Raw genomic sequence first — 12,369 nt, forward strand, 5'->3', positions numbered from 1 at the left:
ACAGATTGATTGAATGCAAATCCACTATTAACAGAAACTTAATCTTAGTGATTAGTTAATCAGAGATTAGAGATTAGTTGTTTTTGTGGTATAATTTATTTGCTGGTCTTTAATAGTGACCTGATAACCGAATCTTTTTGAGCGGGTGTCAATTTATAATTGAATTTAAACAGGGCTCCTTCAAAATCGCCATAGCTGGGGTTGGGTATCACAATGTATCGTTTCCCAAATTGTTTTTTCAGCCTTTCAGTTGTAGTAGTGCGGCTTTGTTCCGATGGGTTATTATCATATAAAGCATCAAAATCAGGTAGGTTATCGCCGCAAAGTAATACGATGTTATATTTTTTTAGTACTTCCTGCCTGCGGCTTTCTTTACTCGAGGAACCGCTTCTTAATAATAAATGCGCATTATCAGCATAAGGCAAATGATAGCGTTGCAAGTTTTTCAAAGTTGCGGCTTCTTCATCCTCATCCCTGTTGGTGATATAAAAAACCTTCACACCTTTTGATGCTGCATATTTGAAAAATGAAGGGGCTCCCGGTACGGTATCGGCAATGGCTTTTGCTGTCCATTCTTTCCAGGTTTGGGTTGAATAATCTTTATTTTGAATAGCTCGAGCAGCATCATACGGACTATTGTCCAGCAAAGTCTCATCAATATCGGTTACAACTGCCAACGGTTTTGTGCTATGCTTTTTTACCGTTTCGTCAATCCGCTCCCTGGCAATATTATAAGCCTGGAAACATAACGCTTTGTATTCGGCAGCATGCTGTTGGTATAATGACGCCCAGACTTTACCTGCATTCACCAGGATACCGGTGTCTGCCGGGTTATGTGGCAGACCAGACCTGTTTCCTGATGGTTTAAATGCAAATAAAAGCGGAGCAATAAGTAATAACAGAAGCAGCTTTTTCATAGGAATATTATTTAGTTGTTTCACCCGAAGCATGTAAAATCTTTTGTTCCAACTCGTCAGGCAAATGAAAGTTAGTTGTCTTGATTTTGGCTATCACAGGTTTAATACTCGATAAGTGCCCGCTTAGTTTGGCATCAACCAATATCCCAGCGTACCGGTGTAATTTAAATTCAGATTTGCAGCCAGTTTTCTTGCTTTCAAATCATCCAGGATTAATAATGGATTTGACTCTTCCAATGCTAATGCAATGGCGCTGGCTTCACCAGCATCAACGGATGCCTTTATAATATTCCGGTAGTTTTGATTTGACGCATTTTTTATAACCACCCACTCCGGTAACTTTAGCCCAAATTCTTTTTCTATCTCAGATGTAATAGTGATACGACCAAATAGCTTTTGGAGTAAATCGAATTCCTGAATTTTGTGCAGAAGAATAAGGCAGCTGGTATCAGCTATGATGATCTCTTGCATTTGCGATATCGTTATCTAGTTCATCTGCCGGATAATTGAAAACCGATACTCCATAATTAGAAAGCAGTTCCATAAAAGTCACTTTTGAGTAGCCTGCAAGGTCCGCAGCTTGCCCAAGCGACAATTTACCCATCTCATACAATTGTGCCGCAAGAGCAGTGGACGCTTCCTGGTCAGACATATCCAAATTATCCGGTAAATGAATTTGTAACGTACGCATAATTAAATTTAGCAATAATAATTACTTATTGCAATAGTTCCGGCCTGATCTTGTCGGTAAACTCTTTTGCAAATTTATTCAGCTTAGGCTGGATCACAAAGGCACAATACGATTTGTTAGGATTATCGTTGTAATAATTCTGGTGATAGTCTTCGGCCTTGTAAAACTCTGATGCAGGGGTTACTTCAGTTACGATCGGCTTATCAAAAACCTTCTCATCAGTCAACCTTTTGATCATGGCTTCAGCCTGTTGCTTCTGCTCATCGGTATAATAAAATATTGCCGAACGGTATTGCGTACCGATGTCATTACCCTGGCGGTTAAGCGTAGTTGGGTTATGAGTTTTAAAGAATACCAGCAATAATTCATCAAATGATAGTTCATCAGCATCATATTCTAAGTGGATAACTTCGGCATGACCGGTATCGCCATTGCAAACCTCCATATAAGTTGGATTTGCGGTATGCCCGCCCATGTAGCCCGATGTTACTGATTTTACACCTTTCAGTGTCTGGAAAATGGCTTCTGTACACCAGAAGCAACCATTTCCGAATGTTATTTTCTGTATGTTCATGTAATGCTAATATCTAATATAGTGCCGATTTATTTTACCTGTCATAAAGGCATAGAAAACTCTTGTTTGACGAAATAATTTATATTTTAGTGTCGATATTACATTTATTCAACCTTTGATCATCATGTTATCTTTTAAACTCCCGTTACGCTTTATTAAAGCGTTTATTCTGTTGTTGTTTGTGCTTTTCAATGTCAAGGCTTTTAGTCAGTCTCCGCGTTCGAGGATGGACTTTGACAAAGGCTGGCGTTTCCATTTAGGTGATATAAAAGGCGCAGAAAAGACAGATGTGAAAGACGCAGACTGGCGCGCACTCGATCTACCGCACGACTGGAGCATCGAAGGCAAATTTGCTAAAGATAATCCTGCTACCCCGGATGGCGGAGCTTTACCAGGGGGTATTGGATGGTACCGTAAGTCGTTCACTGTTCCGGCTGCATCAAAAGATAAAAAGGTATACATCGATTTTGACGGTGTTTACGAGAAAAGCACGGTTTGGATCAACGGTCATGAATTAGGTTTCCGTCCAAATGGCTACATCTCTTTTGAATATGACCTGACACCATACCTGAAATTCGGCGGGAATAATGTGATTGCCGTTAAGGTAGATAACTCAGTTCAGCCAAATTCACGCTGGTATTCAGGTTCGGGTATTTACAGGAATGTTTGGCTGGTGACGACAAATAAAGTCGCTATCGATCATTGGGGGACATTTATCACTACGCCAGAAGTAAATGATCAGTTTGCAGTAGTTCATGTGCAAACCCATGTAAAGAATACAACAGAGAACCCTGCTAAGGTTGTCCTTGCAACTACTATTTATAATCCATCAGGGAAGGCAGTTCTTACGCTGAATTCCGCTGAGGCTGATGTTACCAAATCAAATTACATAGCTCAGGAAATAAAGATCAATAACCCGGTGTTGTGGTCAATTGAACATCCGGCTCTTTACAAAGTTGTTACTAAAGTGATGGTGGGCAAGGCTGCGGTAGATGAATATACTACACCGTTTGGTATCCGCTATTTCAATTTCGATGCTGATAAAGGCTTTTCACTCAATGGCAAAACGGTTAAAATATTAGGTGTTTGCCAGCACCATGATTTAGGCAGTTTAGGCACGGCAATTAATTACCGGGCACTAGAGCGCCAGTTACAGATGTTGAAAGATATGGGCTGCAATGGTATTCGTACTTCGCACAATCCGCCTGCACCTGAGCTGCTGGAGCTTTGTGATAAAATGGGTTTTGTGGTGATGGATGAGGCTTTTGATTGCTGGGAATGGGGTAAGGTAAAATATGATTATCACCTGTTCTTCAAAGAATGGCATAAACGCGATCTGCAGGACCAGGTACTACGCGACCGTAACCACCCTTGCGTTGTTATGTGGAGCATAGGCAACGAAATACCTCAACAGGGCGACACCAGCGCATTACGCATTGCACCTGAACTGGCTTCTATCATTCATAACCTGGATACAACCAGGCCGCTGACATCAGCAAACGACCGCCCGGATACCAGCAATAAGATCATCAAATCAGGCGCAATAGACCTGCTGGGGTATAACTATCATGAGTTTGATTATGCTAAATTCCATATCCGTTATCCCGGCAGGAAATTTATAGCCAGCGAAACTACTTCCGGTTTGGAAACCCGCGGACATTATGATATGCCGTCGGACAGTATCCGCCGCTGGCCAACAAGTAGGGATTATAAAACAAAAGCAAAAATGAATGCTGATCATACCGTGTCGGCTTATGATAATGTCTCTCCACCGTGGGGCTCAACCCACGAAGAAACCTGGCGTGTGATGAAAAAATATGACTTCCTTTCAGGCATGTTCATATGGACCGGCTGGGATTATTTAGGCGAACCTACACCATACGGCTGGCCATCGCGGAGTTCCTATTTTGGCATCATCGATCTGGCTGGTTTCCCTAAAGATGTGTACTATATGTACCAAAGCGAATGGACCGATAAAACCGTTCTGCACATTTTACCGCATTGGAATTGGGAGCCAGGCAAAACAGTCGATGTATGGGCCTATTACAATCATGCCGATGAAGTGGAACTGTTCCTGAACGGCAAATCATTAGGCACTAAAAAGAAAGAAGGCGATGACTTGCACGTGATGTGGCGTGTAAAATACGAGCCCGGCACAATCAAAGCAGTTTCGCGCAAGGATGGAAAAGTAGTGCTCACCCGCGAGATACATACCGCCGGTAAACCTGCCAAAATCCAATTGATTGCTGACCGCAAGAATATTAAAGCCGATGGTAAAGATCTGTCATTCATCACTGTTAAAATACTGGATAAAGATGGCAACGTAGTCCCAACCGCAGATAACCTGGTCGATTTTAAGATCAACGGAAACGCCTTTATTGCAGGCGTAGACAACGGCAGCGAAACGGATTTGGATTCGTTTAAAGCAAGCAGTCGCCATGCTTTTAATGGATTGGCATTGGCTATCGTTCAAACCAAACAAAAAGTGGGGGCTATTACATTTACAGCTGTATCAAAAGGCTTGCAGAGTGCAACAGTGGTGTTGCAGGCGAAATAGTTTTCCAACAGACTTACGAAGTTTTTAAAACTTCGTAAGTCTTACTATCTTGTGATAAAACCGCCACCCTATGCTTAAACATTATCTTAAAACTACCTTCCGCTATTTCCTGAGCCATAAAATCTTTTCTTTCATCAATATAATTGGTCTGGCTACAGGAATATGCGTATGCTTCTTTGCCTTGTTTTATGTTCAATTCGAATTGAGCAGGGATAGCTATAACCAAAAAGCGGATAATATCTATCGTCTGGTAACCGACATAAAAACATCATCCGGCATTAATTACGAAAGTACATCAACCCCGATGGGACCGGCAATAAAAGCGGCGTATCCCGGAGTTAAGGATATGGCCCGCGTTTTTATGGACGATATGATCCTTCAAAGCAATCCCAATAATGCCACGAAGGAGGAAGTAGCCTATGCCGATTCTTCTGTGTTTAAAATATTTAGCTGGCCGTTGCTAAGGGGTAATATCGGGCGCATATTTGTAGCGCCATGCAATGTGGTGCTTTCTGAAACTGCTGCAAAAAAATATTTCGGCAATAGCGACCCCATCGGTCAAACCATGATGATCAACGGACAAACCAAAGCGGTTGTAACCGGGATAATGAAAGATATTCCCTACAACTCGCATTTACGCGTCGACATCATCTTTTCGATAACAACCTTGGTTGACGACGACTGGAACCGCAACTGGACACGCTTCGGATTTTATACTTATTTATTGTTGCAACCCGGCCTGTCTTCAGCTGATCTGCAAGCTAAGCTCCCGGATTTTGTAAAAGCTAATTTCAATCAAAACGAATTCAAATATCAACTGGCGCTTGAGCCATTAAAGAAGGTTTACTTATACGGCAAACCGCGCGGGCACCGGACCGGCACTTCAGAAAGTGGCAGTATTACCAATATCTATATCATTTCTATCATAGCGGTATTGGTGCTGTTTATTGCCGGCTTCAATTTTATTAATCTTACTACTGCCTTTTCTTTACAAAGGGCCAAAGAAATAGGCGTTCGTAAAGTGTTTGGCGCATCAAAATATCAGTTGGTGCTGCAATTTTTTATGGATGCAGTGATGCTTTGCCTTATTGCTTTTGTAATCGCGCTATTGTTTGCGATGCTGTTGCTGCCTTTGTTTAACCAACTGGTCGGCACAGTGGTAACCGATGGCATCTTCCATAATTTCCAAAATGTCTTAACCCTCTTCCTGATCTCGACAGTTGTTGGAGTTTTGTCAGGAGCATACCCTGCCTTATTCCTGTCGGGATTTAACCCTATCAGCAGTTTGAAAGGAAAAACCGGTTCATCTGGTACCGGACTCGTGCTACGGCGGTCGTTGGTAGTGGCACAATTCTCTATTTCAATATTTCTGATCATAGCGACTGCCGTTGTGTATATGCAGCTCAACTTTATGCAAAACCAGCAACTGGGTTTTCAAAAGGATCATAAGCTGGTAGTTGATTACCAATTCGACAGCCGGATAAACCAACATATGGAAGGGGTGAAGCAACAATTGATGAGCATTCCCGGAGTTGGAAAGGTTAGCTTCTCATCTTCTATTCCTGGCACACCCAATAACCAGTTTAATACAATCATTGAGAATAGCAAAGGCGAAAATCAGCAGCAAAAAACCGATGTATATTTTATAGATAACGACTTTTTAAACCAGTTCCGGATCGATGTTATTGCCGGCAGGGGCTTCTCTCAAAATTTAGCGACCGACTCCATGAAGTCCATGCTGATTAATGAAGCGATGTTAAAAAGCCTGGGCTTTACCAATCCGAATGATGCCATTGGCAAGCGCTTCACCCAACTCAACCACCAGGGGACAATAGTAGGCGTTATAAAGGATTTTCATAATCATTCCTTTTTAGAAAAGGTGCAGCCGCTTACATTGCGAGTTGATGCTAGTCATATGACCAATATAACCATTGATATTACATCCGCCAATGTGCACGCTACGGTGGACAAGCTTGAATCAGCATGGAGAAACCTCGCGCCTTCGCTGCCATTCATTTACTTTTTTGCTGACGATGCTTACAATCACCAATATATTGCACAGCAGCGGTTCGGTAGCCTGTTTATTTGCTTCGCGGTTATTGCCATCGTCATTTCCTGTCTCGGACTATTAGGATTATCAGCCTTCAACACCACACAACGTAAAAAAGAGATCGGCATACGGAAAGTATTAGGCGCCTCAGCAACCAGCATAACCGCTATGTTATCCAAAGACTTTGTCAGGTTGATTGTAATCGCATTGCTCATAGCCTCGCCAATATCATGGTGGGTAATGCATAGCTGGCTGGAGAGCTTTGCCTATCGGATAAATATACCGGTATGGGTATTCCTTATTTCGGGTATGTCCGCTTTATTGATCGCATTATTTACAGTTAGTTTTCAATCGATAAAGGCTGCAATGGCTAATCCGATTAATAGTATAAAGGAATAATATTGTTGCTATTGCGCAATAATTTTTTGTCATCCTGAGCGATAGCGAAGGATCTTCTTCGACCTGCATATTCGCCATGCCTGTTCTAGAAGATGTTTCACTATCGTTCAACATGACAAATTTTTTTTGCAGTCTCACTCTCCCTTAAACCTCAACCCAATCTGCATCCTCGCCTCCTCCAGCATAGCAATCATTTGCCGTGATAACTCATGCGTAATAACTGAACTTTCAGTTTGCCCGGTGCGGATCAACTCGCAGAAATGCTCGATTTCATAATTAAGGCCACCGGCAGTAAAAGACTCATCCAATTCAACTTTTCGTCCGTCTAAATACTCAATGGTTGCTTTAGCTGGGTTCCACCAATTTTTGTGGATAGTGACATGACCTAATTGACCAACGATCAATGCATCACCTTTACCATGCATATCAAAGCCGCAGTAAAGCTGTGAAAATCCATGGTCATGTTGTGTTTGGAAGATGGAGAACATATCCACCTGTTTGCCGCTGAAGCGGCCCATCGCCTGCAAGCCCGTCATCGGGCCGAGCCAGTCCAGGGCCAGGAAAGCTTCATAAGGCGCTATCTGCATAATGCCTCCGCCAATCAGGTCGTAACTATAATTCGGATGCTCCGGCGGGCAGTCTATCACCGCAGATCCTGCGCGGACATAGCCTATGGTACCGATTGGATCTTTCTGTAAATATTCTTTGAGCTTTTGGTAAAGAGGATAGAAGGGCGGTTTCATCCCTTCCATAAATAGCAAGCCTTTTTGTTTGGCTAATTCCAATACAGGCTCTAACTGAGCAAGATTTACAGTAGCAGGCTTTTCACACAAAACATGCTTGCCTGCATTTAAGGCAGCAATGCTGTATTCCGCATGACTATCAGGAAGGGTAGCAATATAAACCGCATCGATATCGCTTGATAGCAGATCATCTAAACCAATGCAGGCTTTACCGCCATATTGCCTTACAAATTGTTCAACACTCTCAGCCCGCCGTGACCAGGCAGCAGCTAACTCAGCGCCATCCACGCCCCTGATACCCTGCACAAACCTGTGACTAATGCGCCCGCAACCAATAATGCCGAATTTGATCATTGTTTTGATTCGTCAATGGTGAATAGTGAGTAGTCAGTAGAAAATCAATCTAACAATTAAACAATTACTCCAATTCACTATTCACTATTCACTATTCACTACTGATATTGTATATAAATAGGAGCCGGTTTACGATTTAAAACTTCCTGTGGCGTAAGCATGTGATGCGGCGCTTTTTTCAGGTCGTTTTTGTAGAATAGTTTGAACCCGGTAAACTGCACCGGCTCGTCATGAATAAAATAACGGTAGGAGTCGTTTTTAAGACTGGGTTCACCCCAACCATCCATATCCATCACGATCTGAACTTCTTTGCGAAGCTTGATATTTTTATAGTTAGTAACCATCTTCTTGGTAAAACGGTGCACGATCAAAATTTTAGGAGGAAGGTTATGCTTCTTAACCAGGTCAGCCAAATAGCCCGAAACATAATTTACATCGTCCGCATCATAAGTACCGATCTTTTTGCCCGGATGTGAACCATCCTTCATAGAAAACTCAGGATCCATACCAAAGTGCACCTGCGGCAAAACCAGGAATCTTTCGAGCTCCGGCAGTTCAGTACGAATACTTCCCAGGCCCACCTGCACGTCCAGGAATACAATAGCATTAGCCTTTTTAGCCAGTGCTATCACCGTATCGATGCGGTTAAATGGCATGCGCGTCCTATACTTTCCTGCTTTACCCGGGACGCCGCTTGCTACTACACAGATGTAATGCAGCGCAGGTTGTACAGGAGTAGTTGGATCTGCTTTTTCCCAGTTCTTCACCTCGCCTTTTAATTTGGCAAGCATTTCGTTAGGCGGTAATTCGCCCAAAATGCCCATACCTTTTGATGAAAGGTTACCATAAAATGCAACCACCCGTTTGTACGGTAAAATAGCGCCTGGCAAGGGATAAGGGGCATTCTTCACCGGCCATTTGGTGCTATCGCCATTGGCTAGTTTTTTCATCAGCGCATCGTACTTTGCGTGATCGATAGGCGGATAAGTAACAGGCGTGGTGCTGGTTACCACAGTATCGCCAGACTTTTTAGCAGGTTCTGCTTTTTTATTTTCAGTAGCCGCTTTCTTTTCGGGCGACTTGGTAGTTACTTTGGTAGTACTGCTGTTCTGACTGCAGGCAGTGGCTAACATAGCCACTGCGCTTGCTGTCAATATGTTTTTGCTGATGTTTTTAAAGTTCATAGGTATCCCGCTCCCGAGTTATTGATATTGAATATAGATTGGGTAAGGTTTGTTCTTCAACACCTCTTGCGGGGTAAGCATGTGGTGAGGCGCTTTCTTAATATCGTTTTTATAGAACAATTTGAAACCTGTAAACTGTACCGGCTGGTTATGAATAAAATAACGCCAGGTACCTTCTTTCAGCTCAGGTTCGCCCCAACCGTCCATATCCATCACTAACTGAACTTCAGGGTGCAGTTTGATGTTTTTGTAGTTGGTCACCATCTTTTCGGTAAAACGGTGAACGATTAAAATTTTTGGAGGCAGGTTATATTTTCTTACCAGTTTGGCAAGATAATCCGACACATAGTTGATATCAGCAGCATCATAGGTGCCAATCTTTTTGCCTGGGTGAGTTACACCATCTTTCATAGAGAACTCTGGGTCCATGCCAAAATGAACTTGCGGCATAGCCAGGTATTTTTCAAGCAATGGTAATTCGGCATGAATATTACTCAAAGCCACCTGAACATCAAGGAACACGATTGAGCCTGATTTTTTGGCAAGTGATAATACAGTATCGATCTGTTTAAATGGCATGCGGTAACGGTATTTTCCATCTTTACCCGGATCGCCTTGAGCAACTACAGCGATATAGTGCAAAGCAGGCTGAACCGGTGTGGTTGGATCGGCTTTTTCCCAGTTCTTTACTTCGCCTTTTAATTTAGCAAGCATTTCCTTTGGCGGAATCTCACCCAAAATACCCATTCTCTTTGCATATAAGTTACCATAAAATGCGACCACCCTTTTGTAAGGTAAAATAGCGCCTGGCAGAGGGTAAGGAGCATTCTTCACCGGCCATTTACCGGTTGTGTCGCCATGAGCCAATTTCTTCATCAATGAATCATACTGTGCATGATTGATTGGCGGATAGGAAACAGGCTGTGCAGCAGCAACGGTAGTATCAGCGGTTTTCTTTTTTGCGGTATCCGTTTTGGCAACAGGTTTACTTTTATCGGCTTTGGCGCTGCCGTTTGAGCTGCAGTTGGTAAAAAGTGCCAAAGAAGCAAGTACAAAGGCAGATAGGGTTATTTTTTTTATATGCATTTTATTTAATTTCATTATATCCGGGGCCGCGCAAAATAGCACCATTTCTGGTACCATTATGTTTAAAATTATCAACAGTTACACACCCGTTTACCAGAACATACTTAAAACCAGTTGAATAGGCATGCGGGTGTTCAAAAGTTGACTCGTCTTTCACGGTATTGGCGTCAAAAATAACAATATCAGCAAACATTCCGGGTTTAATTAATCCCCGGTTTTTGATCTGAAATTTCTGCGCCGGCAACGAGGTCATTTTACGGATGGCATCCTGCAAGGTTATCAAATGTTTCTCGCGGACATAGTATCCAAGCACCCTTGCATTGCTGCCATAACCACGCGGATGCGGCACGCCCGAGCCAAATTGCCGTATGCCCGAATCGGAAGCAACCATGGTGAGCGAATACTTGAGAATGTTCTCTACATCATCCTCATTCATGCCATGAAATACCATCGAGGCGCTGCCGATTTTTGTGATATCCAGTATGGTCTCTATTTCATTAGGTATAGTTGATTCACGCCCTTTCAAAATATTGATCTGCATAATGTTCTTGCCGTTAAAAGAACTGTCGCCATCACAATGCGCCACCACCGCATAATCAAAATGTGCACGACCGCGGCGCTTCATGTCTTTTATCATTTCATCCACTACCTTTTGATGAATGGCGGGATTATTCAGTCGCTTCATCACCGAATCGCGGCCGCCATCCAGCAGCCAATCGGGTAATAATACATTCAAGGTGGTGCTGCTGGCGGTGTAAGGGTATTGATCTACCGTTACATCCAAGCCTTCAGCGCGCGCCTTTTCAACCATAGCGATCATCTGGTCTGATTTGTTCCAGTTAGGCAATCCCACTTTAAAATGAGAAATTTCCACCCGCATATTAGCTTGCCTGCCTACATCAATGGCTTCGTCAATCGCCTGGAAAATCTTATCCGATTCATTTCGCATATGCGATGTATAAATGCCATTATATTTAGCTGCAGATTTTGCTAACGCGATCACTTCATCCGTTTTTGAGTAGATACCCGGTGTATAGATCAGTCCGGTTGAGAAACCCATGGCTCCATCACGCATGGCCTTTTCTACCAATGCCTGCATTTTTTGCAGTTGTACAGCATTTGGTGTTATCGCTTTTTCACCCAAAATTGCAGCACGTACATCATTATGCCCGATCAGCGAACCTACATTGACAGACAACTTAATGCTATCTAATTGTTTAAAGTATTTGCCCAGGTCAACATTAGAAGTACCGCAATTGCCGGTGATGACAGTAGTAACGCCATCGTAAAGAAAGTTATCGGCAGTAGGTGTTTTCTTTTCGTCACCCTCAATGTGGGTATGCACATCGATAAATCCTGGCGCGATGATCAATCCTGACGCATCAATAATCCGTTTAGCTTTATCTTTTGACAGATCGCCTGTGCTGACGATCTTATTTTTAACAATACCCACATCCCCATAATACCAGGGATTGCCCGTGCCGTCAATAATTTTTCCGTTTTTCAGGATGATATCGAAGCGTTGCTGGGCGAAGAGGAGAGTGGGTAAGATTAAGATTACAAGCAGGGCTTTTAATTTTAGCATAGGGCTAAAATAGATATTTCTCTTGTCATGCTGAACATAGTGAAGCATCTATTCCGTAAAGCTGTTCGGTGCAAAATATATGTAGTAATAGATTCTTCGCTCTCGCTCAGAATGAACTGTGTTTAAAAGCAAATATTTTTTGAATAATCTTGTTGATATTTTGATTGTGCTTTAGCAATAGCAAATGCTTGTTTCAGTAGCTTGTTAGCTACTGCAATTAAAGCCAGCT

9 protein-coding genes and 2 pseudogenes are annotated in these 12,369 nt (G+C 42.7%); 2 read left to right on the forward strand and 9 right to left on the reverse strand.

Going from position 1 to position 12,369, the window contains the following annotated elements:
- Nucleotides 1–95: 95 nt before the first annotated feature.
- From VIM89_RS17650 to msrA, 4 genes and pseudogenes are all read right to left on the reverse strand, one after another.
- Complete coding sequence (locus tag VIM89_RS17650; RefSeq protein WP_488157503.1) at nucleotides 96–917, reverse strand: 5'-nucleotidase, lipoprotein e(P4) family; 822 nt, start codon at nucleotides 915–917, stop codon at nucleotides 96–98.
- 7 nt (nucleotides 918–924) lie between these two features.
- Nucleotides 925–1,388: pseudogene (locus tag VIM89_RS17655) on the reverse strand (PIN domain-containing protein).
- Nucleotides 1,366–1,608: a UPF0175 family protein gene (locus VIM89_RS17660; protein ID WP_488157504.1), complete on the reverse strand. Its 243-nt coding sequence runs from the start codon at nucleotides 1,606–1,608 to the stop codon at nucleotides 1,366–1,368. Before VIM89_RS17660 ends, VIM89_RS17655 begins: the two are co-directional and overlap by 23 nt.
- A 25-nt stretch (nucleotides 1,609–1,633) precedes the next feature.
- On the reverse strand, nucleotides 1,634–2,182 hold the full coding sequence (gene msrA / locus VIM89_RS17665) for a peptide-methionine (S)-S-oxide reductase MsrA (protein WP_488157505.1): 549 nt from the start codon (nucleotides 2,180–2,182) through the stop codon (nucleotides 1,634–1,636).
- Between the two features lie 124 nt (nucleotides 2,183–2,306).
- On the opposite strand from msrA, the gene galB reads away from it, so the two are divergent.
- Nucleotides 2,307–4,739 (forward strand): beta-galactosidase GalB, encoded by a 2,433-nt coding sequence (galB, locus tag VIM89_RS17670; protein WP_488157506.1) that lies wholly within the window; start codon nucleotides 2,307–2,309, stop codon nucleotides 4,737–4,739.
- Nucleotides 4,740–4,809: 70 nt separating this feature from the next.
- Nucleotides 4,810–7,188 (forward strand): ABC transporter permease, encoded by a 2,379-nt coding sequence (locus VIM89_RS17675; protein ID WP_488157507.1) that lies wholly within the window; start codon nucleotides 4,810–4,812, stop codon nucleotides 7,186–7,188.
- A 134-nt stretch (nucleotides 7,189–7,322) separates the two neighbouring features.
- Here the strand turns inward: VIM89_RS17675 and VIM89_RS17680 are convergent, their stop codons facing one another.
- From VIM89_RS17680 to VIM89_RS17700, 5 genes and pseudogenes are all read right to left on the reverse strand, one after another.
- Nucleotides 7,323–8,285: a Gfo/Idh/MocA family protein gene (locus tag VIM89_RS17680; protein WP_488157508.1), complete on the reverse strand. Its 963-nt coding sequence runs from the start codon at nucleotides 8,283–8,285 to the stop codon at nucleotides 7,323–7,325.
- Nucleotides 8,286–8,383: 98 nt separating this feature from the next.
- On the reverse strand, nucleotides 8,384–9,469 hold the full coding sequence (locus tag VIM89_RS17685) for a hypothetical protein (protein WP_488157509.1): 1,086 nt from the start codon (nucleotides 9,467–9,469) through the stop codon (nucleotides 8,384–8,386).
- A gap of 18 nt (nucleotides 9,470–9,487) precedes the next feature.
- The gene (locus tag VIM89_RS17690; protein WP_488157510.1) at nucleotides 9,488–10,555 is read right to left on the reverse strand and encodes a hypothetical protein; all 1,068 of its coding nucleotides are present in this window, start codon (nucleotides 10,553–10,555) and stop codon (nucleotides 9,488–9,490) included.
- A 1-nt stretch (nucleotide 10,556) separates the two neighbouring features.
- On the reverse strand, nucleotides 10,557–12,140 hold the full coding sequence (locus VIM89_RS17695) for an N-acyl-D-amino-acid deacylase family protein (protein ID WP_488157511.1): 1,584 nt from the start codon (nucleotides 12,138–12,140) through the stop codon (nucleotides 10,557–10,559).
- A 122-nt stretch (nucleotides 12,141–12,262) separates the two neighbouring features.
- Nucleotides 12,263–12,369 (reverse strand): annotated as a pseudogene (locus VIM89_RS17700) (IS110-like element ISCaa14 family transposase); the annotation flags it as partial.

Source organism: Mucilaginibacter sp., assembly GCF_036568825.1.
Taxonomy (GTDB): domain Bacteria; phylum Bacteroidota; class Bacteroidia; order Sphingobacteriales; family Sphingobacteriaceae; genus Mucilaginibacter.